Here is a 26,593-nt window from a genome sequence, read left to right on the forward strand (position 1 = left end):
ACGTGCGGTACGTGATCCGCGCGTCCACCTGGTCGGCTACGGCCCGTCGGCGAGCACCGTCGGAGCCAACCGCTTCGGCCGGTCCGCCGTCCGCGAGATCCGGGTCCTGCTCGGCGCCCCTCTGCCTGCCGCTCCCCCGACGGCTCAGGTGTCCAGCGGCCGCCTCGATGTCTCGGGCAGCACCAGATAGACGCAGAAGGAGACGAGACAGAGCAGCGCGACGTACCAGGGGAACCAGTCCGGGTGTCCCGCCTGCGTGAACCAGGTGCCCACGTAGGGAGCCGTGCCGCCGAAGAGCGCCACCGTGAGCGAGTACGGGAAACCGATGCCGGCGGCCCGTACCCGCGCCGGGAACACCTCGGCGTTCACCGCGGCCGCCACCGCGGTGTAACCGGTGAGGAGCACCATGCCCGCGCCCTGCACGAGCAGCAGGGAGACGAACGCGTCGGTGACCAGCCGCAGCAGCGGTACGGCGAGCACGGCGAAGCCCAGCGAGAAGCCGATGAGAAGCGGCTTGCGCCCGATACGGTCCGAGAGCGCGCCGGCCACCGGCTGGAGCAGCGCGAAGAACGCCAGGGAGACCGTGCCCACGACGAGCGCGTCGCCCTGGTCGAAGCCGGCGTTGACGGTGGCGTACGTCGGCAGATACGTCGTCCAGGTGTAGTAGGCGATGGTGCCGCCGGTGGTGATGCCGCAGATCAGAAGGGACTCCCGGGGGTGCCGCCGCAGGGCCTCGAAGAGCCCGGGACGGGCGGCGGCCCGCTGCTCGGCGCTGCGCGTCTCGTGCGCGCCCTGCCGGATCCAGAACCCGACCAGGCTGATCACCGCACCCAGGGCGAAGGGCACGCGCCAGCCCCAGTCACTCATCTGGGCATCCGTCAGCAGATGGGCGAGCAGCGCCGCGACACCGGACGCGATCAGCTGGCCGACCGTCGTGGAGACGTACTGGAAGCTGGAGAACAGCCCGCGGCGGCCGGGGCCGGCCGACTCCACGAGGAAGGTGGTGGAGGCGGCGAACTCGCCGCCCACCGAGAGACCTTGGACGAGCCGGGCGAGGACGAGCAGGATCGGTGCGAGGAGCCCGGCGGAAGCGTAGGTGGGGGTGAGCGCGACCAGCAGGCTGCCGCCGCCCATCAGAAGGATGGTGACGGTCAGCGCCGTCCGCCGGCCGTGCCGGTCGGCCACCGCGCCCATCAGCAGCCCGCCCACCGGACGCATGAAGAACCCGACGGCGAAGACCGCGAACGTGGACAGCAGCGGGACGAGTGAGTTGCCGGACCCGGTGGGGAAGATCCGGTCGGCGAAGTAGACGGCGAGGAAGGAGTACGCGTACCAGTCGTACCACTCGGCGGCATTGCCCACGGAGGCCGCCGCCAACTGGCGCAGCGCGGACCGCGGACGGCCCTCCGCTGGGGCCTCACGGCCCGGTGTCGCATGTCCTGTACTTGTCATGATCCTCGACCTCCCCCGGCGGAACGGCCGGCACACCCGCCGCGGCTTAGGATTCCGAGTGGGCAAAGGAGGTCCCGTGCGCGTCGCCCTGTTCGTCACCTGTGTGAACGACACGCTCTACCCGTCCACCGGGCAGGCCACCGTCGCCCTTCTGGAACGGCTGGGCGTCGACGTCGACTTCCCGGCCGGGCAGACCTGCTGCGGCCAGATGCACTACAACACGGGCTACCGGCACCAGGCCGAACCACTGGTGCGGCGCTTCGCGGAGACCTTCCGCTCCTACGACGCCGTGGTCGTCCCGTCCGGATCCTGCGCCGCCATGGTGCGCGACGTCCATCCGAGGATCGCCGAGCGGGCGGCGTCGGAGGGCCGCACGGACCTGGCCGGGCCGGTGGCCGAGATCGTGCCGAGGGTGTACGAGCTGTCGGAGTTCCTGCTCGACGTGCTGGAGGCGGAGGACGTCGGAGCGTACTTCCCGCACACCGTGACCTACCACCCGGCGTGCCACTCCCTGCGGCTGCTGAAGGTGGGCGACCGGCCCCTGCGGCTGCTGCGGGCCGTCCGCGGGCTGCGGCTGGCCGAGCTGCCGGGCGCCGAGGAGTGCTGTGGCTTCGGCGGTACGTTCGCGGTGAAGAACCCGGCGGTCTCCGCGGCGATGTGCGACGACAAGGTGCGCCATGTAGCGGAAACCGGCGCGGAGGTGCTGTGCGCGGCGGACAACTCCTGTCTGATGCACATCGGCGGCGCCCTGTCGCGGCGGCACAGCGGGGTGCGGGTGATGCACCTGGCCGAGATCCTGGCAAACACCGAGGAGAGCTCACGATGAGCGCCATTCCCCTGGGGATGCCGTCGTTCCCCGAGGCCGCCGCGGAGTCCACGCGTGACGAACGGCTGCGCGGCAATCTGCGCCGCGCCACCCGGTCGATCCGCGCGAAGCGGGCGGCGGCCATCGATGAACTCGAGGACTGGGCGCAGCTGCGCACGGCCGCTGCGGCGATCAAGAACCGCACGCTGCGCCATCTCGGCCACTATCTGGAGCAGTTGGAGACGGCGGTCACGGCGGCGGGCGGCCAGGTGCACTGGGCTGCCGACGCCGACGAGGCCAATCGCATCGTCACCGCTCTGGTGCGGGAGACCGGCGAGCGCGAGGTCGTCAAGGTCAAGTCGATGACCACCCAGGAGATCGGGCTCAACGACGCGCTCGACGCCGCGGGCATCAGGGCGTACGAGACCGATCTCGCCGAGCTGATCGTCCAGCTCGCGCACGACAGGCCGTCGCACATCCTCGTCCCGGCCATCCACCGGAACCGCTCCGAGATCCGCGACATCTTCCGCGAGCGGATGGCCGACTGGGGGCGGGCGGCGCCGGAGGGGCTGACCGACGACCCCGCCGATTTGGCGGAGGCGGCCCGGCTGCATCTGCGGGAGAAGTTCCTGCGCGCCAAGGTGGCGATCTCCGGGGCGAACTTCATGGTCGCGGAGAGCGGCACCCTGGTGGTGGTGGAATCGGAGGGGAACGGGCGGATGTGCCTCACTCTGCCCGAGACGCTGATCTCCGTGGTCGGAGTGGAGAAGACCGTGCCGACCTGGCAGGACCTGGAGGTCTTCCTCCAACTGCTCCCCCGGTCGTCGACGGCCGAGCGGATGAACCCGTACACCTCGACCTGGACCGGCACATCGGACGGCGACGGACCGCGGACCTTCCATCTGGTGCTGCTCGACAACGGCCGCAGCGACACCCTGGCCGACACCGTGGGGCGGCAGGCGCTGCGCTGCATCCGCTGCTCGGCGTGTCTCAATGTGTGCCCGGTGTACGAGCGGGCGGGCGGGCATGCGTACGGCTCGGCGTATCCGGGGCCGATCGGCGCCATTCTCACGCCCCAGATGCGGGGGACGGCGAGTGAGCTCGACGCCTCGCTGCCCTACGCGTCCTCGCTGTGCGGTGCGTGCTACGAGGTGTGCCCGGTCGCCATCGACATTCCGGAGGTGCTGGTGCATCTACGGGAACGGGTCGTCGAGGGCGGGCCCGCAACCGTACGGGGGCAGAAGGTGGTGCTGAGACCGGCGAAGGGGCATGCGGCGGAGCGGGCGGCGATGCGCGCCGCGCGCTGGGCCATGGAGCGCCCCGGGGCCATGCGGGCGGGGCAGCGGCTCGCCGGCCGCACCCGCGGGCTCCATCCGAAACGGCTGCCGGGCCCGGGAGGGGCCTGGTCGGACACCCGCGATCTGCCGCCCGTGCCGGCCGAGTCGTTCCGCGCGTGGTGGCAGCGGACGCGCGGGAAGGACGGGGCGACGTGAGCAGCAGGGATGTGGTGCTGGGCCGGATCCGGCGAGCGCTGGCCGATGTTCCGGACGGCGAGAGGCCGGAGGACGTCCCGGTGGAGCGGGACTATCGAAGGGTTCACGGTGAGCGGGACCGGGCCGGGTCGCCTGCCCCGGAGGGCTCCGCCGCGTTGCTGGCGGAAATCCTCGCCGACTACCGGGCTCTGGTGCACCGTTGCTCCGGTGACGAGCTGCCGGATCTGATCGCCCGGCTCCTGGCCGCGCGGCCGTCGCATACGGCCGTGGTGCCTCCCGGGCTTCCTCACGGCTGGCTCACCCGGGCCGCGGCGGACGGTGTCGAACTGGTGGCGGACGCCGCGGAGTCGACTGCCGCTGAACTCGACGCCGTGGACAGCGTGGTGACCGGTTGCGCGGCCGCGATCGCGGAGACGGGCACGATCGTCCTGGACGGCGGTCCCGACCAGGGGCGGCGTCGGATCACCCTGATTCCCGACCACCACATCTGTGTGGTCCGGGTGGCTGAGCAGCTGGTGGATTCGGTGCCCCAGGCGATGGAACGGCTCGACCCGGGACGCCCGTTGACATGGATCTCGGGTCCGTCCGCGACCAGCGACATCGAACTCGACCGGGTCGAGGGTGTGCACGGTCCCCGGACACTCGAGGTGATCCTTCTGATGGACTGATCCCCGGGGTGGTCGGCTTCGGGGCCGGCCGGGCCCCGAGCGGGTCCATGCCCCGGGCCGGAGCATGCCCGGTCAGGTGCATCCGGGTCAGGACACGGCCGTCACCGGGGCGAGTTCGGCGTCCCGGCGGACCAGGGCGGCGTAACGGCCGTCCAAAGCGATCAGTTCCTCATGGGTACCGCGCTCGGCTATGCGTCCGGCGTCGAGGACGACGATCTGGTCGGCGTCACGGACCGTGGAGAGCCGATGGGCGATGGTGATCGTCGTACGGCCCGCGGACAGCGCGTCGATGGCCTGCTGTACGGCATGCTCAGTGCGGGTGTCGAGAGCGCTGGTGGCCTCGTCGAGGATGAGGACCGGCGGGTCGCGCAGAATGGTGCGGGCAATGGCGAGGCGCTGCTTCTCGCCGCCGGAGAAGCGATAACCGCGCTCGCCGACGAGGGTGTCGTACCCATCGGGCAGACTTGCGATGTGATCGTGGATCTGCGCGGTCCTCGCCGCCGCTTCGATCTCCTCGTCCGTCGCGTCGGGCTTGGCGAAGCGCAGATTGTCGGCGACGGACGCATGGAAGAGATAGGTCTCCTGGGAGACGACGCCGACGGCCCGGGCGAGGGTGTCGAAATCGAGGTCGCGCACATCCACGCCGTCCAGACGGACATGCCCGCCCGTCACGTCGTACAGCCGGGGGACGAGGTAGCTGAGGGTGCTCTTGCCCGAGCCGGTGGGTCCGACCACGGCAAGGCTCCCGCCCGCCGGGACGGTGAGGTCGATACCGCGGAGCGTCTCGGCGCCCTCGGGGTCGTAGGCGAAGTCGACGGCCTCGAAGCGCACATCGCCCCGGACCGTGGACAGGCGTACGGGGTCGGGGGGCTCGGTGATGTCCACGGGCAGGTCGAGATACTCGAAGATGCGCTGGAAGAGGGCCACCGAGGTCTGCATCTGCACACCGGTGGACAGAAGGCTGACCGTGGGCCGGAACAGGCCCTGCTGCAGGGAGACGAAGGCGACCAGGGTGCCGATGGACACCGCCGGGCCGCCGAGCTGGAGTGCCATGCCCGCGGCCCAGTAGATGACGGCGGGCATGGCGGCCATGACGACCCCGATGACGGACATCCGCCAGCGACCGGCCATGTTGGAGCGGACCTCGAGGTCGACCAGGCGCTCGGACTCCTCGGCGAAGCTCTTCGTCAGGGAGTCCGCGCGGCCCATCGTGCGGCCGAGCAGAATGCCGCTGACGGAGAGCGACTCGGTGACCATGGCGGCCATCGAGGCCATCTGCTTCTGCCGCTGCGAGGTGATCCTTTTGCGCTCGCGCCCCACCCTTCGGCTGATCCAGACGAACAGCGGGAGCAGGAGCAGCGAGACGACCGTCAGCCGCCAGTCGAGGGCCAGCATCGCGACGACGGTCGCGACCACGCTGGTGAGGTTGGAGACCAGCGAGGTGGCGGTGGAGGTGACGGTGGCCTGCATACCTCCGATGTCGTTGGCGATGCGGGACTGGACCTCTCCGGTGCGTGTGCGCGTGAAGAAGGCCAGCGGCATCCGCTGCAATTGGGCGTAGACGGCGGTGCGCAGGTCGTGCATGACGCGCTGGCCGACGGTCGTCGAGATGAGCGTCTGCAGCACGCCGAAGACGCTGCTCACCACGGCCGTGGCGATCATGCCGAGCGCGAGCAGGCTCAGCAGGCCCGTACGGCCCTGGGGAATGGCGGTGTCGAGCACCTCGCGCAACATGAAGGGCGAGGCGACGGTGACCAGCGATGAGGCGGCGACCAGCAGCCCGACCAGGCCGAGGCGGCCGCGGTAGGGGCGGAAGAGCCGCAGGATGCGCCGCAGCTGGGCGGGCTGCTCCTCGTCAGCCGGCGTTTTCGGGGTCCAGGCCCATGGCCGAAGTGGGATCGCGTCGTCGTGGTGCATGAGCTCCTTCGGGGACATCGTCGGTGGCGTCCATCAGGGGGGTCGATCAGTGGCAGTTCCGGGCGGCCGGATGCGCAAGGCCGGATGCCGTGGAGGCGGCGAAGGGAGCATAGCTCATTGTTACCTATACTCACAATGATCGAAGTCCTGATACTCTCCGGTCATGCCCTCCTGCGACAGCCCCGCCCCCGACACCTCCGGCCCGCTCGCCGAGCAGCTGCTGAGGCTCACCAGGCGGCTCCACCGGGCGCAGAAGCGGCATCTGGAGCCGCTCGGGCTGACTCCGGCGCAGTCCCGGCTGCTGCGCGCGGTGACGCACTTTCCCGAGCCCCCGCGGATGGCCGACCTGGCCCAGCGGCTCGAGGTCGTACCGCGTGCGGTGACCACTCTGGTGGACGCGCTGGAGGCGAACGGCTCGGTGCGCCGGGTTCCGGATCCCGCGAACCGCCGTGTGGTGCGGATCGAGGTGACGGAGGCGGGCCGGTCGACGCTGCGGGCGCTGCGCACCGCCCGCCGGGCCGCCGCGGAGGACATCCTGGCTCCGCTGACCGCCGAACAGCGTGAGGTGCTCGGCGGCCTGTTGACCGACCTGATGAACGGCGCGGATCCGCGCTGCTGACGCGGCGACACGCTGCTGACACCCGGCCGCTCGGCACCCGGCCAGTGCGAGTCCGGCCGCGCCGCATGCGTCGGGTCCCCGGAAGGCCGGGCTCGCCCGAAGCCCGGCACGGCCCGGCTCGTGCGTGCCCCGGTGCGCCCGGCCGGTGCGAGGTCCGCGACGCCGCGTTCATCCGGAGCCTGGGGAGGGCCCGGCTCGTCCGGGGCCGGAGCACCCGACTCATCCGGGGCCCTAAACGCCCGGCTCATCCGGCCTCGGTCCGGCCGCCGGAGCCGTAAGGAACCCTTCCGACCGCCCCGGCACCGCCCCCGGACCGGCGCTCGCCGGCATCGGCGGCACCGGTGCCTTCACGCCCGGCTGACGGGTACGGGTATTCGTACGGGTACGGGTATCCGCACGGGTGGACCTGGGTCAGGCCGCGAGGTGCGCCCTGTCCCCCATCACGACGACGGGGTGCCGCGCCGGGTCGAGGGTCCGCAGCAGATACTCCATCGCCGGCTCGGGAAGGCTCACACACCCCGACGTGCCACTGCCGTGGTCCAGGTGCAGCCAGATGCTGCCGCCCTTGGACTGTCCCTGAGGCCGGGTCGGATCGTTGGGCGAGGTCCCCTTGAGGCGGTTGTAGTCGATGGCGATCACATGGTCGAAGTCATGCCAGTGGGTCTTCGGCCAGTAGTGCGGGGCGGCGAATCCCGCGGACCGGGTGTACGGCAGATCGGAGCCCTTCGGTTCGGGCAGCACCCCGCCCGCGTCGGAGAGGGTGAACACACCGACCGGGCTGCGCTTGTCGCCCTCGCGGTGGTCCGTGGCCCAGCCGCGCTTGCCGTTGTGCGCGGCCCAACTGCGCGTACGCTCCCACGTCTTGCCGTGCTTCGTCCAGAGGACCACGGTGGAGTCGGCCGAGTCCTCTCCCCGGCCGTAGACGGCGACGACCTGCCGGGAGCGCTCGGGGATCCGCGAGCGGAGCCGCTGCCCCACATCCGGAATGCGCTTGGCGTGCGACACGACCGGCGCTCCGCGGGTCGGCCGCGCCCGGGAGTCGTCCGGCTTCTTCGCGCTGCCGCCCCCCGTACCGCCGCAGCCCGAGAGGAAGGCGGCGCCGACGGCGGTCACGGCCACTGCCCGCAGGGTCCCCGAGAATCGCATAGGCCATATGTTCCCACTCTGCTGCGTCAGTCGGGGCATTCCGGCCACCGGCGGTTCGCAGGAAGTGGCCGGAACCCCTGCTCCGGCCGCCCTCGCCGCGGCGCCATGGCCCGGAAAACCGGTTGATTCCGGGGTGCCCGGCGCGCGAGCCTTCATCTCTCACCCCGCCACCGAAGCTGGGATGTCATGGAGATTCGCGACCTTCCGCATATCGACCCCGGGGTCCCCGATGTCAGTTCCGGTTTCCGGTTCATGCTCTGGCTCGGCAGGCGGCAGTTGGGCGGTCAGGTCGGGGCCCTCCTGTGGGGGACCGCGCACATGGCCGGTGTCGCGTTGCTGCCCGCCGCGGTGGGCCTCGCGGTGCAGGCCGTCGTCGACCGTTCCGGGGGCGGGCTGGCTCTCGCCTGTGGGGGGATCGCCGCGCTCGGGGCGCTCATCGCCCTCGGCGACACCATGCTGCACCGCAGCGCCATCACCAACTGGATCACCGCGGCGGCGCGGGTCCAGCAGCTGCTCGCCCGGAAGACCACGGAGATGGGAGCCACCCTGACCCGGCAGGTCGCCGCGGGTGAGATCACCGCCGTGTCGACGGGCGACGTGGAGAAGATCGGCTGGTTCGTCGAGGCCCTCTCCCGCTTCACCGCGGCGGCTCTCACCTCCGTGGGCGTCTGTGTGGCCCTGGCCGTGTACCGGCCGGAGCTGGGCGTCGTCGTGGCGACCGGGTTGCCCGTCCTGGCGCTGGCCGTGCTGCCCCTGCTCCCGCGCGCCACCCAACGCGCCGACGAACAGCGGGAGAAGGCCGGCCGCGCCACCGAGCTGGCCGCGGACACGGTCGCCGGACTGCGTGTGCTGCGCGGTATCGGTGGCGAGGAGCTGTTCCTCGCCCGGTACCGCCGCGCCTCCCAGGAGGTGCGCAGGGCCGCGGTCCGCAGCGCCCGGATGTGGGCGCTGATCAGCGCCGTGCAGGTGGTGCTGCCGGGTCTGCTGCTGATCGCCGTGGTAGGGCACGGCGCCGCGCTGGCGCTCGACGGGCGGATCTCCGTCGGTGAACTGGTCACCGTGTACGGGGCGGTGACCTTCCTGCTGTTCCCCCTCCGCCACTTCGAGGAGATCGCGATGGCGTACTCCTTCTCGCGGCCGTCGGCGAAGCGGGCCGCCCGGGTGCTGGCGCTCCGGCGCACGACATCGGGCGTCCGCGAGGTGGACGGGCCCCTGGAGGGGGACCTCTACGACCCGGCCAGCGGGCTGCTGGCGCCCGCCGGACGGCTCACGGTGGTCGTGTGCGGCGATCCGGACGCGGCCGGGCGACTGGCCGACCGGCTCGGCGGGCACGCCCCGCAGCGGCCGGAGGGCGGGACCGTACCCTCGGCGCTGCTGGGCGGCGCGGCACTCGACGCGATGCCGCTGGAGAGGGCCCGCACCGCGGTGCTGGTGCAGGACAAGGACCCGGTACTGCTGTCGGGCACCCTGGCCGAGCTGCTGGACGTCCCATCCTCGGGTGCGGTGCCGGTGGCGGAGGCACTGGCGGCCGCACAGTGCGGTGATGTCCTCGACGCCCTGGCGCGGGCGTCGGCGGATGACTCGGGTGATCCGATGCGGACCCGGATCACCGAGCGCGGGCGGTCACTGTCCGGCGGCCAGCGGCAGCGGCTGGCCCTGGCGCGCTCGTTGGTCGCCGACCCGGAGGTGCTGGTGCTGGACGAGCCGACGAGCGCCGTGGACTCGCACACCGAGGCCCGGATCGCGGACGGGCTGCGACACCTCCGGAAGGACCGTACGACGGTCGTGTTCAGCTCCAGTCCGCTGCTGCTGGACCGGGCCGAGCGCGTGGTGTTCCTCCACGAGGGTGAGGTCGCGGCGGTCGGCCGGCACCGGAAACTGCTGCACAGCCACCCCGGCTACCGCGCGGTCGTCACGCGGGAGACGGACGACGGGCCGCACGAGCGGCAGGGCGGGTCCACGACGGAGCCGGCACGGAGTGAGGAGACAGCATGATCGGCGTCGCGCCACCGGCGCACGACCCCGCGGCACCCGAGACGGTGACGACCCTGCCGGTCGGCTCGCCCGCGACCGTGGGGCGTTATGTGCGGGAGCTGCTGCGGCGGCACCGACGCGCCTTCGTCCTCCTCGTGACGGTCAACGCGGTCGCCGTCGTCGCGTCCATGGTCGGCCCGTATCTGCTGGGCGGGGTGGTGGAGGATCTGGCCGCCGGTGCACGCGAGCTCCATCCGGAACGCATCGCCGCGCTGTTCGCGCTCGCCCTGGCCGTACAGACCGTGTTCGTCCGGCTGGTGCGGCTGCGCGGCGCGATGCTCGGCGAGGAGATGCTGGCCGATCTGCGGGAGGACTTCCTCGTACGGTCCGTGGGGCTCCCGCCGGGTCTGCTGGAGCGGGCCGGGACCGGCGACCTGCTGTCGCGGATCACCACCGATATCGACCGGCTGGCGGACGCGATGCGCGAGGCCGTGCCGCAGCTGGCCATCGGTGTGGTCTGGGCCGGACTGCTGATCGGCGCCCTGGCGGTGACGGCGCCGCCGCTGATGCTCGCCGTGCTGGTGGCGCTGCCGGTGCTGCTGGTCGGCTGCCGCTGGTACTTCCGCCGGGCGCCGGGCGCCTACCGCTCGGAGGCCGCGGGGTATGCGGCGGTGGCTGCGGCGCTCGCCGAGACGGTGGACGCCAGGCGGACCATCGAGGCGCACCGGCTCGGCAGGCGCCGGGTCGCCATGTCGGAGCGGCGGATCCGCGAATGGACCGCGTGGGAGCGCTACACCCTCTGGCTGCGCTCGGTTCTCTTCCCGGTGGTCAACGTCTTCTATGTGCTGATCCTCGGCGCGGTGCTGATGATCGGCGGCTGGTTCGTCCTGCGGGGCTGGATGACGGTCGGCCAACTGACGACGGGGGCGTTGCTCGCGCAGATGCTGGTCGAGCCGGTGGGGCTGATTCTGCGCTGGTACGACGAGCTGCAGATCGCCCAAGTGTCTCTGGCCCGGCTCGTCGGGGTCCGGGAGATCGGAACCGACGGTGCGGACGACCAAGTCTCCCCCCAGGGGCGGGACGTCCGGGCGGAGGAGGTCCGGTTCGGCTACCGGCCGGGCGGCGATGTGCTGCACGGGGTGTCGCTGGACGTACGGCAGGGGACGCGGATGGCGCTGGTCGGGCCGTCCGGCGCGGGCAAGTCCACGCTCGGCCGGCTGCTGGCGGGGATCTACGCGCCACGGGCGGGCGAGGTCACGCTCGGCGGGGCCGAGCTGGCCCGGATGCCCGCAGAGCGGGTGCGTCGGCATGTGGCACTGGTCAACCAGGAGCACCACGTGTTCGTGGGCTCGCTGCGGGACAATCTGCTGCTGGCTCGGACCGGCGCGGAGGATGCCGAGCTGTGGGCCGCTCTGGGCGCGGTGGACGCGGACGGCTGGGCGGCGGCGCTCGAGGAGGGCCTGGACACCGAGGTCGGCTCGGGCGGGCTGGCGCTGACTCCGGCGCAGGCACAGCAGATCGCGCTGGCCCGGCTGGTCCTGGCCGACCCGCACACGCTGGTGCTGGACGAGGCGACGTCCCTGCTGGACCCGCGAGCGGCCCGGCACCTGGAGCGGTCGCTGGCCCGGGTGCTGGACGGCCGTACGGTCGTGGCCATCGCACACCGGCTGCACACCGCGCATGACGCGGATGTGATCGCTGTGGTGGAGGACGGGCGCATCAGCGAGCTCGGCAGCCATGACACGCTGGTCGCGGCGGACGGCGCGTACGCGGCGCTGTGGCGCTCCTGGCACGGCTAGCCAGGCAGGGCCGATCCGGAGCCGTGACCCCGCGGGCCAGGAGCGCCCCGAGGCCCGCGGGGGCCGGGGCGCCCGGAGGCACGGCTGCGCCCGCCCTGGAGCCGTGGCCTGCGCGGGGCAGGGACACTCGGACGGCATGGCCGGGCCTCGATCCGCCCGAAGCAATGGCCACCGCGAGCCAGGAGCGCACCGACGGCACCGTTACGCCGCCCGGAGCCGTGGCCTGCGCGGGCCAGCGGCGCCCGGCGGCAGGGCTACGCCCGCCCTGGAGAACGTGGCCTCCGCGGATCAGGGACACTCGGACGGCAGGGCGCGGCACCGGGCCGCGATCCGCCCGCGGCCGTGACGGGCGGAGCCGTCAGATGAAGCCCAGCGCTCCGAGGCCGCCGACTCCGCCCAGCAGCATGAAGACGGGCATGAGGACCTTCAGCTCGACCCAGCTGCCCGCGCGGAAGCGCATCGCCTTCGGCGGCCCCACCGGGTACCAGCGCTTGCGGCCCAGGGGGATCGGCCACAGGATCGGGCAGCCGGAGACGGTCAGGGCGTCGCCGATGTCGTGCACCAGGGCGCCGAGGACAATGGGGAGGCCGAGCCAGAGATACTCCTGGCCGGGCGCCGTGAACAGCCAGTCGGAGCCGTTGCCCGGCTTGTGCAGCACATCCGCGAGGATCCAGGCGCTGGTCGCGCCGAGCAGCCAGACGAGGATGTCGCTGGAGACCCGGGCGGCCCGCCACAGCAGGCCTTCGACGGCGAGCACCATATGCACGAAGAGGATGGCGAGGACGGCCCAGCGGCCGCCGGTCATGGCGAGCAGGGAGGCCCCCGCGCCGATCAGCACCGCCCAGATCCAGGTGTGGGTGAGGGTGCGGTGGCCGCCCGAGCGCCGTGGGTCGCCCTGCATCTTGCTGGCCTTGTATACGGCGTACGACAGCTTGTCGATCACCTCGCAGACACCGCGCGAGAGGGGGCCGAAGGCGCGGGATATCGTCGCCGACTTGTGGTCGAGGTCGGGGGCGAGCGCAGCCCCGGCGCAGAGGAAGGCGCCGACCACCAGCACGGGCCAGGGCATCGGACTGTCGGCCGCGGCGGCCGCCGCGCCCACCCCCAGCCATGCCGCGGCTCCCGACAGCGAATGCGCCGGTCCCATCATGGTCGTCCCCACCCCATTTTTCTTGTTCCGCTGTGTTCTTGTTCCGCGCTGACGCCTCGTCGGCGGCTCAGCGTATCGCCCCGTGATCTTCGTCCGGACGACCGGTTCCCGGAAGCGCCCGGAAGGCAGGCAGTATGGAGGGCGTGACCCTTATCGATCATCTGCCGAACGACGCCGATCCCGATGCCCTCTTCGAAGCGTTCTCGACGTGGGCCGAGGAGCGGGGTATCTCCCTCTACCCCGCCCAGGAGGAGGCACTGATCGAGGTGGTCTCCGGAGCGAACGTCATCCTGTCCACTCCGACGGGCTCCGGTAAGAGCCTGGTTGCGGCCGGGGCGCACTTCACCGCGCTGGCGAAGGACCAGGTGACCTTCTACACCGCGCCGATCAAGGCCCTGGTCTCGGAGAAGTTCTTCGATCTCTGCAAACTCTTCGGCACCGAGAACGTCGGCATGCTGACCGGCGATGCCTCGGTCAACGCCGACGCTCCGGTGATCTGCTGTACGGCGGAAGTGCTGGCATCCATCGCGCTGCGCGACGGCAGGGACGCCGATATCGGCCAGGTCGTCATGGACGAGTTCCACTTCTACGCCGAGCCGGACCGGGGCTGGGCCTGGCAGATCCCGCTGCTGGAGCTACCACAGGCGCAGTTCGTCCTGATGTCGGCAACGCTGGGCGATGTGTCCCGGTTCGAGGAGGACATCACCCGGCGTACCGGTCGGCCGACCGCGGTCGTACGGTCGGCGACCCGGCCGGTGCCCCTGTCGTACGAGTACCGCTCGACGACGCTGACCGAGACGCTGACCGAGCTCCTGGAGACCCAGCAGGCCCCCGTCTACATCGTGCACTTCACCCAGGCGGCGGCGGTGGAACGGGCCCAGGCGCTGATGAGTATCAATATGTGCACGCGCCAGGAGAAGGACGAGATCGCCGCTCTGATCGGCAACTTCCGGTTCACCACCAGGTTCGGCCGTAATCTCTCGCGTTATGTCCGGCACGGGATCGGTGTGCATCACGCCGGGATGCTGCCGAAGTACCGGAGGCTGGTGGAACGGCTGGCCCAGGCCGGGCTGCTGAAGGTCATCTGCGGTACGGACACGCTCGGGGTGGGCGTCAACGTGCCCATCCGCACGGTGCTGTTCACCGCGCTCACCAAATACGACGGCAACCGGGTGCGCACGCTGCGGGCGCGGGAGTTCCACCAGATCGCGGGGCGCGCGGGCCGGGCCGGTTTCGACACCGCGGGCTTCGTCGTCGCTCAGGCGCCCGAGCATGTGATCGAGAACGAGAAGGCCCTCGCCAAGGCCGGTGACGACCCGAAGAAGCGGCGCAAGGTGGTCCGCAAGAAGGCCCCGGAGGGCTTCGTCAACTGGGGCCAGAACACCTTCGAGAAGCTCATCGCCTCCGACCCCGAGCCGCTGACCTCACGGTTCCGCGTCACCCACGCCATGCTGCTGTCGGTGATCGCCCGGCCGGGCAATGCCTTCGAGGGCATGCGGCGGCTGCTGGAGGACAACCACGAGGACCGGCGCGCCCAGCTGCGGCACATCCGCCGGGCCATCGCGATCTACCGCTCCCTGCTGGACGGCGGCATCGTGGAGCGGCTGGAGGAGCCCGACCCGCAGGGGCGGATCGTACGGCTGACCGTGGATCTCCAGTCGGACTTCGCGCTCAACCAGCCGCTGTCGACCTTCGCGCTCGCGGCCTTCGAGCTGCTGGACCCGGACTCGCCGTCGTACGCCCTGGACATGGTGTCCGTCGTGGAGTCCACCCTCGACGACCCGCGGCAGATCCTGGCCGCACAGCAGAACAAGGCGCGCGGCGAGGCCGTTCAGCTGATGAAGGCGGACGGCGTCGAGTACGAGGAGCGGATGGAGCGGCTGCAGGAGGTGTCGTACCCCAAACCGCTGGAGGAGTTGCTGCTCCACGCCTACGGCGTCTACCGCAAGAGCCATCCGTGGGTCGGCGACCACCCGCTGTCACCGAAGTCGGTCATCCGCGACATGTACGAACGCGCCATGACCTTCACCGAGTTCACCGCCCACTACGAACTCGCCCGCACCGAGGGCATCGTGCTGCGCTATCTCGCGAGCGCCTACAAGGCCCTCGAGCACACCGTGCCGGACGATCTGAAGTCCGACGACTTCCAGGATCTGGTCGCCTGGCTCGGGGAGATGGTCCGGCAGGTCGACTCCAGCCTCCTCGACGAGTGGGAGCAGCTCTCCAACCCGGAGGAGGAGACCGCGGAGGAAGCACAGGAGCGCGCCGACCAGGTCAGACCGGTCACGGTGAACGCCCGTGCCTTCCGGGTGCTGGTGCGCAACGCGATGTTCCGCCGGGTGGAGCTGGCGGCGCTCGACAAGGTCGCGGAACTGGGCGAGATGGACGCCGAGTCCGGCTGGGACGAGGACGCCTGGGGCGAGGCGATGGACGGCTACTGGGACGAGTACGACGACCTGGGCACCGGCCCGGACGCGCGTGGCCCCAAGCTGCTGCAGATCGAGGAACAGCCGGAGCACGGGCTGTGGAAGGTCCGGCAGACCTTCGCCGACCCGAACGGCGACCACGACTGGGGCATCAGCGCCGAGGTGGACCTCGCGGCCTCGGACGAGGAAGGCCGCGCGGTGGTCCGTGTCACCTCCGTCGGGCAGCTCTGACCGCAGGGACATGATCGCGGGGCCGCCCCGACGGCGCTCCCGCTCCCGGGCCCGCGGTCCCGCGCATCGGGGGGGACGCGCGGCCGACGTGGCCGCCCCGGCGGTCCCGTCAACCCCGGCGGGTCGGCCGGGCCGGGCCCGGGGCCGTGACGTGGCGGCGGGGCGGACCCCGGACGGGGAACGGCCCGTGCACTCCCTGCACGCCTACTTCCTGCGGCCCGGGCGCCCTGAGCAGGCCAGCCCAACCCCGCCCGGCGGCCTGCTCAGCCGGCACCTGAGCGTTCGGGGCGCGTCCTGTTCTAGGGTGGCGCGCCTGTGGTACGACACGAGGAGCACTGATGACCAACACCGCCGAAGGGCTCATCGGCCTGCTCGATCTGGAGCAGATCGAGCTGAACATCTTCCGCGGGCGCAGTCCCGACGAGTCGCTGCAGCGGGTGTTCGGCGGGCAGGTCGCCGGGCAGGCGCTGGTGGCGGCGGGGCGGACCACGGACGGGGAACGGCCCGTGCACTCCCTGCACGCCTACTTCCTGCGGCCCGGGCGCCCCGGCGTGCCGATCGTCTACCAGGTCGAACGCGTCCGCGACGGCCGTTCCTTCACCACACGGCGGGTCGTGGCCGTGCAGCAGGGCCGCACGATCTTCAATCTGACGGCCTCCTTCCATCTGCCGGAGCCCGGTATCGAGCAGCAACTGCCCATGCCCCAGGTCCCCACGCCCGAAAAGCTGCCGACGCTCACCGACGAGCTCCGTGAGAATCTGGGCGCCCTCCCGGAAACCCTGGAAAGAATGGCCCTCCGCCAGCCGTTCGATATTCGCTACGTCGACCGGCTCCGCTGGTCCAAGGACGAGCTCGAAGGCGTCGAACCGCGCAGTGCCGTATGGATGCGCGCGATGGGGACGCTCGGTGACGACCCTCTGATCCACACCTGCGCGCTCACCTATGCCAGCGACATGATGCTCCTGGACGCGGTCCGCGTCCCCGTTGAACCGCTGTGGGGGTCGCGGGGCTTCGACATCGCCTCCCTGGACCACGCGATGTGGTTCCACCGCCCGTTCCGTGCGGACGAGTGGTTCCTGTACGAGCAGGAATCCCCCATCGCCACCGGCGCGCGGGGCCTGGCCCGCGGCCAGATCTTCGACCGCGAGGGGAAGCTCCTGGTCTCCGTGATGCAGGAGGGCCTCTTCCGCCCGCGCGAAGGCTCGGCCACGGAGGCGTAAGCCCGCCCGGCGGCCGGCCTTCGGAGAACCGTGCCGAGGACCGTATGAGGAGGTGTCAGGCCTTCCCGGGAGAGCCTGTTCCACCGGCCAGGTGGTCGGCGTACACACGTCGTCACCCGGCCCGGCGGCGCAGCCAGCCGCGGAGACCGCGCACCCGCTCGGCAGCGGGCGTCCCCGGCCGCGGCTTCCTCTCCCACTCCGGTGGCTCCGGTGCCGACCCCTCCGTCGGCTCCGGCTCCGGCCGCCTTTGCCATGCTGCTTGCTCTTCGCGCTCCACCTGCTCGTCCCGCTCCACATGCCCGTCGGGTCCCGGCTCCGGCGCTGCTTGCGAGGGTGCCGTCCGTCCCCGTACCGCCGCGGGTTCCGGCGACGCGGCCGCGGGGAGACGGCCGGTCGCGACCATGGGGAGACGGCCGGTTGCAACCGCCGGGCCGGGGCGGGGCGCCGGCCGGGCCTCCCTGGCCTCGTCGAGCGAGAGAGCCAGACTGATCCGGTTCCAGAGGATCTCGTCGGGGTCGTCGGCGGTGATCAGCCGCTCGACCACGTCCCAGGTCGCCGTGGCGTCGGGGCTTACGGGCACCAACGTGGGCCGCAGCCGGCGCAAGTAGGCACGTTCGTACGGATCGTCGACCACCTCGGCGAGCTCCTCGGCCGACAGCACCGCAGCGGACACCGCGGCCCGCTCCCATGGATCGTCCGTCTGCCGGGCCAGCTGCCCGATACGGCGACCGCGCCAGTTCCGCGCGCGCCAGTCCTCCCCCGCGTCCAGCATCGCCCGCAGGTTCTTGGGCGTGCTGCCCCGCAGCAGCCCCTGATCCCGCTCGGCGAACTTCCGGAGCTCCACGGCCGCATAGAGCCAGACCACGGCCCGATAGCGGTTGATGTAGAACTTCACCGGACTGAAGCAGCCGACTTTCGCAAGGCGGGTGAAGCGCTCGGGGCTGATGCCCATCAGCTCGGAGGCCTCTGCCGTCCCGACGGCCCGGACCCGCTCCCTCAGCCCGTCGGGAAAGTCCTCCGTCCGCCGCAGCCGCTCCACCTCCGCACAGGGCACACGCCGCCTCACCGTCCCGGCCACGGCGACGGTCCGCACCTCCTCGAGCTGCACCGCCAGGTCCAACTCCCGTGGTTTCAAGCCCAGTCGCTCCGCGGCCCTGCCGAACGCGAGCGTCTCTCCCGCGGCCGCCGCCCCACGCCGCTCCCGCACTGCCATGACGGTCCTCCCCCACTGCGATCCGTTCACTCTCGGTGACGACCGTAGCCGGGAAGCAGGCATCGTGCCGCGCCTGTGGATAACTCTCCGCAACGACCGGGTCAGAACCCGCCGATGGTCCCGCCCTCCTGTCGGGCGGCGACCGCGAGGTGCTCGCCGACCCGATTGACGAGCAGCGTCATCTCGTAGGCCACCTGGCCGATGTCGGCGTCCGCAGTGCTCAGCACACAGAGACAGCTCCCGTCGCCCGCGGACGTCACGAAGAGCACCCCGTCGTCGAATTCGATCATGGTCTGCCGCACCCGGCCCGCTCCGAAGTGATGCCCGGAGCCCTTGGCGAGACTGTTGAGCCCGGACGAGACCGCGGCGAGGTGCTCGGCGTCCTCCCGCGCGAGCCCTTCGCTCGCTCCCGTCACCAGGCCGTCGTTCGACAGCACCAGTGCGTGCCGTACATGCTCGACCCGCTTCGTCAGATCATCCAGCAGCCAGTCGAGCTCTTTGTCAATCGCCATTCAGCGCCTCCCCGTCGGCATTTTGTTCCCACAACTCCCGTGCCAGCCTGTCCCACCTCGGCCGTCCGGGGCAACCCGCGTGCCGGAGCGTCCTGCCGCGGCGGCACCTCCCGCAGCGGGCGTCCTTGCCGCGCGGGCCTGCCGCCGATGGCACAGGATGGATCCATGGCAAGGACGATGACGCACGACGAGTGGCACGCGTTCGTCACCCAGGGCACGCGGACCGCCAAGCTGGCGACCGTACGGCCCGGCGGCGGCCCGCACATCGCCCCTGTCTGGTTTCTGCTGGACGGGGACGACCTGCTGTTCACCACCGGCCGGAACACCGTCAAGGGCCGGAATCTGGCACACGACAATCGCGTGGCCATCTGTATGGACGACGACCGCCCGCCCTTCGCGTTCGCCACCCTCTTCGGCCGGGCGGAGCTGAGCGGGGACGTCCCCGAGGTACGGAAGTGGGCCACGCGTATCGCGGCCCGCTACATGGGCGCGGACCGCGCCGAGGAGTACGGCGCCCGCAACGGCGTGCCCGGTGAGCTCCTGGTGCGGGTGCGCATCGACCGGGCCGTGGCCACGTCCGGCGTGGCGGATTGAGGGCGCCCCTGCGACCGCGGCCGGCCGAGTCGAGGCCGGGACGGGGGTGGACCCGCCCTGCGTACGCGACCGGTCCGACGAGTGCCTCCTTGCCCGAGTCGCCGTCCCACGCATCGCACAGCTCCACAGGGAAGCCTGTGCGAAGGCGAAGGCGAGGACGAGGGGGGCGAGGGGGAGGGCGGGGCCAGCTGACACCTCATGGGGCCGTACGTGGCCCCGTCCGCGCAGCAGTTGGCCACCGCCCGCCCCGTCAGCCCGCGGCCGGCGGATGGCGTACGGCGCAGCGGCTGGGCGTGACCGGAGGACTGCCCACGCGCTCGAGGAGCCGGGCCATCTCGTGGGCGAGCAGGCCCATATCGGTGTCGACCGTGCCGAGGACGACGAGACCGGTCCCGTCCCCGGCCACCGCGACGAACAGGAGACCGCCGGCCATCTCCACCACCGTCCGGTGGATGTCACCGGCAGGGCTCCGCGGTCCGCTGCACGTGGCCAGGGCATGGAAGCCGGAGGCCACGGCGGACAGGTGTCGGGTGTCCTCCCGGGAGAGCCCCTCCGAGGCCCCCACCGCCAGGCCCTCGCGGGAGAGCACGAGGGCGTGCCGGACCTCCCGGATCCGGATGACCAGGTCATCCAGCATCCCGTCGAGGTCACCGGAGCCGTACCGGGCACTCGTTTCGCGGGGCTCGGTCATCTCGGTCTCCTTCACATCCTTCGGATTCGTCGGATCCTTCGGACAACTGCTCGGCGGGAGGCCGGTGCCGGCGGTGGCCGCAATGACGAGCCGGTGGCGAGGGGACCGGCCGTTCACGACGTGATCGCCCAGGGGCGGTGCGGTCCGGGTGTCCCATGGCCCTGGGAAGCTAAGCCCGCCAGGTGAGCGCCCGGGGCACATTTCGGAAGCACACGCAATGTGACAGCGAAGCACCTCTGAACGATCGCCTCATGTTCGAACGTGCACACCGCGCGGCTGTTTCATCGGACATCGCGACCCCCGGGGGCCCAAGCGCTCACAAGAAACTCACAAGAAAAAGGGACCATGAAGGCATGGACGACGACCACGCTCACGTACGGGACTTCTTCGCGCCCCGGGCCGAGGGGTGGGACGCCCGCTTCCCGGACGACGGCCCGGCCTACGCCGCCGCGGTCGGGGAACTGGGGCTGCGCGCCGGTGACGCCGTGCTCGACGCCGGCTGCGGGACCGGCCGGGCGCTGCCCGCGCTGCGCGCCGCCGTCGGACCGTCCGGTACGGTCCTGGGCGCCGATCTCACTCCGGAGATGCTGTACGCCGCCGTCCGCGCCGGGCGGGACCGCAGCGCGCACCTGACCGTCGCCGACATCGCCCGGCTGCCGCTGCGGGACGGCGCGCTCGATGCCGTGTTCGCCGCCGGGCTGGTGTCGCATCTGCCCGAGCCGGGCGCCGGGCTGCGTGAACTGGCACGTGTCGTACGCCCCGGCGGCCGGCTCGCCCTCTTCCACCCCATCGGCCGGGCCGCCCTCGCCGCCCGCCAGGGCCGGGAGCCGACCCCGGCCGATCTGCGCGCCGAGCCCGACCTCCGCCCCCTGCTGGCGGAGGCGGGCTGGCAGCTGGTGTCCTACACGGACGAGGCCGCGCGCTTTCTCGCTCTCGCCGAGCGGCGGCCTGCTCCCTGACCTGTCCCGCCCGCACCCTGTCCCCTTTGTTCAGCGATGCTCCAACTGTTCGGATCCAGGGCACACTTGAAAGATCCAGAGACACGCCTGACCGGGGAGAGGTGGTCCGCATGCTGCGCAGACTTCGCAAGCTGATCGCATCGGCCAGGAACGGAGGGCGGCCCTCACAGGCCCCGCCCAGGAAGCACAATCTGTTCGAGGCCGCCGCCGTATATGTCGCTGCGGGCATAGAGGACGACCAGCAGGGGCTCGCGGAGGCGGCCGACTGGGTGTCCCCCGAGGCACTGTCGTTCGGGGTGAACGAACTCGCCTGCCGGGCGGTCCTCGTGCTCGCGCGTGAGCGCGGCGAACCGCCGCAGACCGTCGCCCGGGCGCTTCTCGGACTCCCGGCCTCCTGACCGCCCCGTACGGTGCCCGCCCGGGACCGTACAGGAGGGGCCGCGTCGGGTGCTCCGGGGTCCGGAAGGGGTGTGGGCGCACCGGCGTGCCGGGACGCCTGTTCCGGAGCGGGCCTCCGCACCGGTCCCCTCGGCACGCCCGTCACGGCGGCGTGGACGGGGTGTTCGTCAGGGCAGGAGGAAGGGCAGGAGGCGGGTGCCGACGGGGCGGGACTCTCGACGCAGTGGCGGCCCACTGGCTAGGGTGCGCGCACCACAGACCGAGGAATCGCCGACCGATGGGGAGGGTGGCCGTGTCCGTGACGGAGGGGGCCCAGGACACCGACGACTCGCTGTTCGTGCTGACCGCGGTGCTGCTCACGCCCGCGCAGTTCCCGAGCGTCCTCGGCGACGACTACCCGGAGGCGTGCTCCGTACTCGGTCTCGAACCGTTCGACGACGGATACGGCCTGGTGCTCGGGCAGGACGGTGACGGCGCGCGGTGGACCGTGGTCGTCGACGACGTGTCGCTCGTGGCGTGCGCCGTCGCGGCCTGGGACTGCGGCATGGAGTACGACCTGTCGCCCGACGAGCGGACGGTGGTGGCCGCGCTGCCGGGCTGGCCGCTCGCCGTGGCTGTCGCCGCGCCTGGCGTCCCGGCCCCGCACGACCCCTCCCCCGACCCGCAGCTGGGTGACGCCGACCGCCCTCCCCTCAGCCCGCCCGACTCCGAGCAGTGGGGACCCGCGCAGCGACGGCTCGGTGCGGACGAGATCGCCCTCCAGTGGGCCATCTGGCGGGAGCAGGTCGCGGAGGCGGTCGAGTTCGTACAGCCCGGCGAGAAGCCGGACGGTGCTGTCGAGAAGCCGAGCAGCGGGGTGCGCAGGGTCCTCGAGGAGGCACACGCGTATGTGGCCACGCCCCCGCCGCCCGGACGCATCCGTTCGGCCTTCGCCTCGGACGGCGCCCGTACGCTGCGCGTCGAGGGGCCGGGCTGGAGCATGGTGGCCCGTACCGACGACATCGCGTTCGTCCTGCTCGACGACGAGCCGGGCGAGGTGCTGCCGGTCGGGCGCGGACCCGAGCTGCCGGGCCTGCTGAAGGCTCTGGACGACCTGGCCGTACGGCCGGCCTGAGCCGACGGGCGGACAGCCGGTCAGACCCGCTCCAGCGGGCGGTGCGGCTCAGCCGGCAGCTCGACCCGTACCGGGTCCCCTGGCCGCACCTCTCCGCCCGCCACCACGATCGCCATGATCCCCGCCTTACGGACCACGTTCCCGTCCGGGTCCCGGCCGACGACCTCCTTGAGGAGCCCCGTCTGGAACATGTCGATCTGCGGGCAGGGATTGCGCAGCCCGGTCACTTCGACCACCGCCTCGGCGCCGAGGCGCAGCAGCGTCCAGACCGGGAGGCACCGCAGGTCGATACCGGCCGTGGTGACGTTCTCCCCCAATTGGCCGGGGCCGACCTCGAAGCCCGCCGCGCTCACCTCGGCGAACAGCTCCTGATGGATCAGGTGCACCTGCCGCAGGTTCGGCTGGGCCGGGTCCCGCGCCACCCGCGAACGGTGCTGAACCGTCACGCCCAGATGCGCGTCCCCCTCGACGCCCAGCCCGGCCAGCAGCCGTATGCTCTCCCGCCCCGGCTTGCTGAACTCGTGCCCCCCGCTCCGGCTGACCGCCGTGACCCTGCCGCTCACGACCTCGGCCCCCCTCTCCCCCCGCCACTCTTGGACACGCTTTCCCCTACCCCCTTGACACTCTCCGACCGTCCCTGGCTGACCCCCGACCGTCCCTGGCCGTCGTCCTCCGTGCAAACGCGATCAACCCATCGCACTCAGCCGCGATCGTGCGTGCCGATGCCCGTCTTCCCTCCGCACCGGCACGCCAGAGTCAGCGGCCCAGCTCCTTGCGGTTCACCCGGCGCAGCCGACGCCGCTGCGAGGAGTCCAACAGCAGATACGCGCCCACCGGCACACCGACGATGACCAGCAGGGCCGCCCAGAACGGCAGCAGCCACAGAAGGACTATCCCGACCGCCACTCCCCCGATGGCAACTTTGGCATTCATCGACATCTCCGACGCCTCCTTCGCGGCGACCGCCGCAGTCACCCTGTGAAACGGACACGCGCACGCGACAGTTCCTCCGGCCCCGTGGCCGCCCCTACCAGTCTCACTCCGGACACCGCGGAGCGCCGACCGCGTCGCCCCCCGCGGTCCGGGCAATGGGGTAACCTCGGCGGCTCCGGCTCTACTAGTCAAATTTGAGGAATTCGGAGCGCCGGCGGCGCTCCGCGACCGGATCGCGGCCCCCGAGGAGCCGCGCCACCGGGACTCCGGCCACCAGCCCGTACGGCAGCCCGCCGCGCTCGCCGCGACGCTGCGCGACGACCAGTTGCGCGGACTGGACTGGCTGCACCGGATGACCTCGCTCGGCCTCGGTGCGTGCCTCGCCGACGGCATGGGCCTGGGCATGACCGGGGACCGGGACCGGCGTCGGGCGAGGGGCGTCAGCCGCTGGGTCGGGCCGCAGCCCGGCCCTGCTCGTACGGCGGCCGGTCAGTCCCGCACGCCCAGCAGGTGGTCCATGGCCAGCTGGTCCAGCTGTTCGAAGGCCATGCCGCGGGCCGCCGCCGTCTCGGCGTCGAAGTCCTCGAAGGCCGTACGGTCCGCCAGCAGCCCGGCGAGGGACTCGCCCTCGCCCAGCGTCGGTCGCGCCAGCTCGTCGAGCCGGGCGGCCCGCAGCGCCTCCCGGACGGCCGGGTCGGCGCGGAAGGCGGCCGAACGCTCCTTGAGGATCAGATAGTTGCGCATGCACCCGGCTGCCGAGGCCCACACGCCGTCGAGGTCCTCGGTGCGCGGCGGCTTGAAGTCGAAGTGCCGGGGCCCGGCGTAGCCGGCCGACTCCAGCAGGTCGACCAGCCAGAAGGCCGAACGCAGATCACCGGCGCCGAAGCGCAGGTCCTGGTCGTACTTGACGCCGGACTGGCCGTTGAGGTCGATATGGAAGAGCTTGTCCGCCCACAGCGCCTGGGCGATGCCGTGGGGCACGTTCAGCCCGGCCATCTGTTCGTGGCCCACCTCGGGGTTGACCCCGTACAGCGCCGGGCGTTCCAGCCGTTCGATGAAGGCCAGCGCATGGCCGACGGTGGGCAGGAGGATGTCACCGCGTGGTTCGTTGGGCTTGGGCTCGATGGCGAAGCGCAGCTCGTAGCCCTGGGTGGTGACGTACTCCCCGAGGAGGTCGAAGGCCTCCTTCATACGGTCCAGAGCCGACCGTACGTCCTTGGCGGCGCCCGACTCGGCGCCCTCGCGACCGCCCCACGCGACGTAGGTCCTCGCACCCAGTTCGACGGCGAGATCGATATTGCGGATGGTCTTGCGCAGGGCGTACCGGCGGACGTCCCGGTCGTTGGCGGTGAACGCGCCGTCCTTGAAGACGGGGTGGGTGAAGAGGTTGGTCGTGGCCATGGGGACGACCAGACCGGTCGCGTCGAGGGCCTGCCGGAAGCGCTTGACGCGGGACTCCCGCTCGGTCTCCGGCGCCCCGGAGGGGATGAGGTCGTCGTCGTGGAACGCCACGCCGTACGCGCCCAGTTCGGCGAGGCGCCGGACGGACTCCACGGGGTCCAGCGCGCGCCGGGTCGCGTCCCCGAAGGGGTCCCGGCCCTGCCAGCCGACCGTCCAGAGGCCGAAGCTGAACCTGTCCTCGGGGGTGGGCCGGTAGCGCATCGTGTACTCCCTGGCTATTTCGTCATCGTCGTTGACAAATTAGTATGCGCGGACAGGGCCGTGCGGGAAACCCCGCCGGGGCCCGTCGCCGGCGGCCGGGCACCGGCCGAGGAAGGAACACGCCATGGCTGCACCGGACGGACCGCTGGTCGTGGGGGTGGACAGCTCCACCCAGTCCACGAAGGCCTTGGTCGTCGATGCCGCGACCGGGCGTGTCGTCGCCCGCGGGCAGGCGCCGCACCGGGTGAGCGAGGGACCGGGCCGTGAGAGCGATCCCGAGCAGTGGTGGGGCGCGCTCCGTGGCGCGCTGGAGCAGTGCGGGTCCGCCGCGCGGAACGGCGCGGCCATCTCGGTCGGCGGACAGCAGCACGGGCTGGTCACGCTCGACGCGGCCGGGCGCCCCGTACGGCCCGCGCTGCTGTGGAACGACGTGCGTTCGGCGCCGCAGCGGGACCGCCTCGTGGCGGAGCTGGGCGGTCCGCAGGCGTGGGCGGAGCGGATCGGCAGCGTCCCCGCGCCCGCTTTCACCGTCACCAAGTGGTCCTGGCTGCGCGAGCACGAGCCGGAGGCGGCGCGCACCGTGGCGGCCGTGCGGCTGCCGCACGACTACCTCACGGAACGGCTGACCGGACGCGGGACCACCGACCGCGGTGATGTGTCCGGTACGGGCTGGTGGTCGACGGCCCGCGAAGCGTACGACGAGGCGCTGCTCGACCTTGTCGGCCTCTCCCCCGCGCTCCTTCCCGAGGTGCTGGAGCCGGGTGCCGCGGCCGGGACCGTACGGGAGGGGGCCGGACTGCCGCTGGCCCCTGGCGCGTTGGTCGCGGCGGGAACCGGCGACAACATGGCGGCTGCCCTCGGGCTCGGGCTGCGGCCGGGGCAGCCGGTGCTCAGCCTGGGCACGTCCGGGACGGTGTACGCGGTCTCGGGCCGCCGCCCCGCCGACCCGACCGGCACCGTTGCGGGCTTCGCCGACGCCCGGGGCGACTGGCTTCCGTTGGCCTGCACCCTGAACTGCACGCTGGCGGTGGACCGTATCGCCTCGCTCCTGGGCCGGGACCGTGAGGCGGTCGAAGCGGGCGGGTCGGCCGTCCTGCTGCCGTTCCTCGACGGGGAGCGGACCCCTGACCTGCCGTACGCGTCGGGGCTGCTGCACGGGCTGCGGCACGGCACAACGGCAGGGCAGGTACTCCAGGCCGCTTACGACGGGGCGGTGTTCGCGCTGCTCTCCGCCCTGGAGTCGGTCCTCGACGGTGAGGAGGCGGTGGGCGGCGGTGCGGAGGGCACGCCGATTCTGCTCATCGGCGGGGGCGCACGGGGGGTGGCGTGGCGGGAAACGGTCCGCCGGCTGTCCGGCCGGGCCGTCCAGGTGCCGGATGCTTCGGAGCCGGTCGCCCTGGGGGCCGCCGCGCAGGCCGCGGGTCTGCTGTCGGGCGAGGATCCGGCGGCGGTCGCGCGCCGGTGGGGAACGGACGGGGGTGCCTTCCACGAACCGGTCTCCCGGGACGAGGAAGCGGTGGGACGGCTGGCGGCGACGCTCAGCGCTGCGGGCGGGCTGTTGCACGGGGCCGGCTGACCGGCCGGGACCGCCCCCGACTCTTCTCACCCTTGCGGGT

Annotated in this window: 23 protein-coding genes and 2 pseudogenes; 15 read left to right on the top strand and 10 right to left on the bottom strand. The window is 72.0% G+C overall.

What is annotated here, in order from left to right; translation table 11 throughout:
- Nucleotides 1-190: pseudogene (locus ACTWQE_RS13505) on the top strand (hypothetical protein); the annotation flags it as partial.
- Here ACTWQE_RS13505 and ACTWQE_RS13510 read toward each other — a convergent pair.
- A complete protein-coding gene (locus tag ACTWQE_RS13510; RefSeq protein ID WP_443329153.1) occupies nt 145-1,452 on the bottom strand; it encodes an MFS transporter in 1,308 nt (435 codons plus the stop codon). The pseudogene ACTWQE_RS13505 and the gene ACTWQE_RS13510 overlap by 46 nt on opposite strands.
- A gap of 76 nt (nt 1,453-1,528) precedes the next feature.
- Between ACTWQE_RS13510 and ACTWQE_RS13515 the strand changes: the two genes are divergently transcribed.
- The 3 genes from ACTWQE_RS13515 to ACTWQE_RS13525 are packed head-to-tail and all read left to right on the top strand — an operon-like array spanning nt 1,529 to nt 4,418.
- Nucleotides 1,529-2,278 carry a (Fe-S)-binding protein gene (locus ACTWQE_RS13515; protein WP_443329154.1) on the top strand — a complete coding sequence of 250 codons (750 nt, stop codon included), beginning with the start codon at nt 1,529-1,531 and terminating at the stop codon, nt 2,276-2,278.
- Nucleotides 2,275-3,750 (top strand): lactate utilization protein B, encoded by a 1,476-nt coding sequence (locus tag ACTWQE_RS13520; RefSeq protein ID WP_443329155.1) that lies wholly within the window; start codon nt 2,275-2,277, stop codon nt 3,748-3,750. The genes ACTWQE_RS13515 and ACTWQE_RS13520 overlap by 4 nt, the downstream gene beginning before the upstream one ends.
- On the top strand, nt 3,747-4,418 hold the full coding sequence (locus ACTWQE_RS13525) for a LutC/YkgG family protein (protein WP_443329156.1): 672 nt from the start codon (nt 3,747-3,749) through the stop codon (nt 4,416-4,418). The genes ACTWQE_RS13520 and ACTWQE_RS13525 overlap by 4 nt, the downstream gene beginning before the upstream one ends.
- A gap of 87 nt (nt 4,419-4,505) precedes the next feature.
- On the opposite strand, the gene ACTWQE_RS13530 is transcribed toward ACTWQE_RS13525, so the two are convergent.
- Nucleotides 4,506-6,335, bottom strand: coding sequence for an ABC transporter ATP-binding protein (locus tag ACTWQE_RS13530; RefSeq protein ID WP_443329157.1), 1,830 nt, complete (start codon nt 6,333-6,335; stop codon nt 4,506-4,508).
- Between the two features lie 163 nt (nt 6,336-6,498).
- On the opposite strand from ACTWQE_RS13530, the gene ACTWQE_RS13535 reads away from it, so the two are divergent.
- Nucleotides 6,499-6,954: a MarR family winged helix-turn-helix transcriptional regulator gene (locus ACTWQE_RS13535; RefSeq protein ID WP_443329158.1), complete on the top strand. Its 456-nt coding sequence runs from the start codon at nt 6,499-6,501 to the stop codon at nt 6,952-6,954.
- A 411-nt stretch (nt 6,955-7,365) separates the two neighbouring features.
- Here the strand turns inward: ACTWQE_RS13535 and ACTWQE_RS13540 are convergent, their stop codons facing one another.
- Complete coding sequence (locus ACTWQE_RS13540; RefSeq protein WP_443329159.1) at nt 7,366-8,100, bottom strand: L,D-transpeptidase family protein; 735 nt, start codon at nt 8,098-8,100, stop codon at nt 7,366-7,368.
- A gap of 186 nt (nt 8,101-8,286) precedes the next feature.
- On the opposite strand from ACTWQE_RS13540, the gene ACTWQE_RS13545 reads away from it, so the two are divergent.
- Nucleotides 8,287-10,095 (top strand): ABC transporter transmembrane domain-containing protein, encoded by a 1,809-nt coding sequence (locus ACTWQE_RS13545; RefSeq protein WP_443329160.1) that lies wholly within the window; start codon nt 8,287-8,289, stop codon nt 10,093-10,095.
- On the top strand, nt 10,092-11,873 hold the full coding sequence (locus ACTWQE_RS13550; protein WP_443329161.1) for an ABC transporter ATP-binding protein: 1,782 nt from the start codon (nt 10,092-10,094) through the stop codon (nt 11,871-11,873). Before ACTWQE_RS13545 ends, ACTWQE_RS13550 begins: the two co-directional genes overlap by 4 nt.
- A 358-nt stretch (nt 11,874-12,231) precedes the next feature.
- Here the strand turns inward: ACTWQE_RS13550 and ACTWQE_RS13555 are convergent, their stop codons facing one another.
- Nucleotides 12,232-13,023 (bottom strand): metal-dependent hydrolase, encoded by a 792-nt coding sequence (locus ACTWQE_RS13555; RefSeq protein ID WP_443329212.1) that lies wholly within the window; start codon nt 13,021-13,023, stop codon nt 12,232-12,234.
- 143 nt (nt 13,024-13,166) lie between these two features.
- Here ACTWQE_RS13555 and ACTWQE_RS13560 point away from each other — a divergent pair, with 143 nt between their 5' ends.
- Together ACTWQE_RS13560 and ACTWQE_RS13565 are read left to right on the top strand one after the other, a co-directional pair.
- Nucleotides 13,167-15,680, top strand: coding sequence for a DEAD/DEAH box helicase (locus ACTWQE_RS13560; RefSeq protein WP_443329162.1), 2,514 nt, complete (start codon nt 13,167-13,169; stop codon nt 15,678-15,680).
- A 338-nt stretch (nt 15,681-16,018) separates the two neighbouring features.
- Nucleotides 16,019-16,900, top strand: a complete 882-nt coding sequence (locus ACTWQE_RS13565) for an acyl-CoA thioesterase (protein ID WP_443329163.1) — start codon at nt 16,019-16,021, stop codon at nt 16,898-16,900.
- A gap of 112 nt (nt 16,901-17,012) precedes the next feature.
- Here the strand turns inward: ACTWQE_RS13565 and ACTWQE_RS13570 are convergent, their stop codons facing one another.
- Nucleotides 17,013-18,113: a DUF6397 family protein gene (locus ACTWQE_RS13570; RefSeq protein WP_443329164.1), complete on the bottom strand. Its 1,101-nt coding sequence runs from the start codon at nt 18,111-18,113 to the stop codon at nt 17,013-17,015.
- 101 nt (nt 18,114-18,214) lie between these two features.
- A complete protein-coding gene (locus tag ACTWQE_RS13575) occupies nt 18,215-18,625 on the bottom strand; it encodes a roadblock/LC7 domain-containing protein (RefSeq protein WP_443329165.1) in 411 nt (136 codons plus the stop codon).
- A 165-nt stretch (nt 18,626-18,790) separates the two neighbouring features.
- Here ACTWQE_RS13575 and ACTWQE_RS13580 point away from each other — a divergent pair, with 165 nt between their 5' ends.
- On the top strand, nt 18,791-19,219 hold the full coding sequence (locus ACTWQE_RS13580) for a PPOX class F420-dependent oxidoreductase (RefSeq protein ID WP_443329166.1): 429 nt from the start codon (nt 18,791-18,793) through the stop codon (nt 19,217-19,219).
- Between the two features lie 250 nt (nt 19,220-19,469).
- On the opposite strand, the gene ACTWQE_RS13585 is transcribed toward ACTWQE_RS13580, so the two are convergent.
- The gene (locus ACTWQE_RS13585; RefSeq protein ID WP_443329167.1) at nt 19,470-19,910 is read right to left on the bottom strand and encodes a roadblock/LC7 domain-containing protein; all 441 of its coding nucleotides are present in this window, start codon (nt 19,908-19,910) and stop codon (nt 19,470-19,472) included.
- Nucleotides 19,911-20,263: 353 nt separating this feature from the next.
- Between ACTWQE_RS13585 and ACTWQE_RS13590 the strand changes: the two genes are divergently transcribed.
- The 3 genes from ACTWQE_RS13590 to ACTWQE_RS13600 all read left to right on the top strand — a co-directional run bounded on the left by ACTWQE_RS13590 (nt 20,264) and on the right by ACTWQE_RS13600 (nt 22,382).
- Nucleotides 20,264-20,869: a class I SAM-dependent methyltransferase gene (locus tag ACTWQE_RS13590; protein ID WP_443329168.1), complete on the top strand. Its 606-nt coding sequence runs from the start codon at nt 20,264-20,266 to the stop codon at nt 20,867-20,869.
- Nucleotides 20,870-20,979: 110 nt separating this feature from the next.
- Nucleotides 20,980-21,267 carry a hypothetical protein gene (locus ACTWQE_RS13595; protein WP_443329169.1) on the top strand — a complete coding sequence of 96 codons (288 nt, stop codon included), beginning with the start codon at nt 20,980-20,982 and terminating at the stop codon, nt 21,265-21,267.
- Between the two features lie 278 nt (nt 21,268-21,545).
- Nucleotides 21,546-22,382, top strand: coding sequence for a hypothetical protein (locus tag ACTWQE_RS13600; protein WP_443329170.1), 837 nt, complete (start codon nt 21,546-21,548; stop codon nt 22,380-22,382).
- Between the two features lie 20 nt (nt 22,383-22,402).
- Here the strand turns inward: ACTWQE_RS13600 and ACTWQE_RS13605 are convergent, their stop codons facing one another.
- Both ACTWQE_RS13605 and ACTWQE_RS13610 read right to left on the bottom strand, forming a co-directional pair.
- Entirely contained in the window at nt 22,403-22,945 is a 543-nt protein-coding gene (locus ACTWQE_RS13605; RefSeq protein ID WP_443329171.1) for an MOSC domain-containing protein, read from the bottom strand.
- Nucleotides 22,946-23,138: 193 nt separating this feature from the next.
- Nucleotides 23,139-23,321 (bottom strand): hypothetical protein, encoded by a 183-nt coding sequence (locus ACTWQE_RS13610; RefSeq protein WP_443329172.1) that lies wholly within the window; start codon nt 23,319-23,321, stop codon nt 23,139-23,141.
- A gap of 208 nt (nt 23,322-23,529) precedes the next feature.
- On the opposite strand from ACTWQE_RS13610, the pseudogene ACTWQE_RS13615 reads away from it, so the two are divergent.
- Nucleotides 23,530-23,724: pseudogene (locus ACTWQE_RS13615) on the top strand (DEAD/DEAH box helicase); the annotation flags it as partial.
- Between the two features lie 80 nt (nt 23,725-23,804).
- Here ACTWQE_RS13615 and xylA read toward each other — a convergent pair.
- A complete protein-coding gene (gene xylA / locus ACTWQE_RS13620) occupies nt 23,805-24,977 on the bottom strand; it encodes a xylose isomerase (protein ID WP_443329173.1) in 1,173 nt (390 codons plus the stop codon).
- A gap of 124 nt (nt 24,978-25,101) precedes the next feature.
- Between xylA and xylB the strand changes: the two genes are divergently transcribed.
- Nucleotides 25,102-26,553, top strand: coding sequence for a xylulokinase (gene xylB / locus ACTWQE_RS13625; protein ID WP_443329174.1), 1,452 nt, complete (start codon nt 25,102-25,104; stop codon nt 26,551-26,553).
- The last annotated feature ends 40 nt before the right edge of the window (nt 26,554-26,593 follow it).

The organism is Streptomyces sp. 8N706, from assembly GCF_052245415.1.
Taxonomy (GTDB): Bacteria; Actinomycetota; Actinomycetes; order Streptomycetales; family Streptomycetaceae; genus Streptomyces.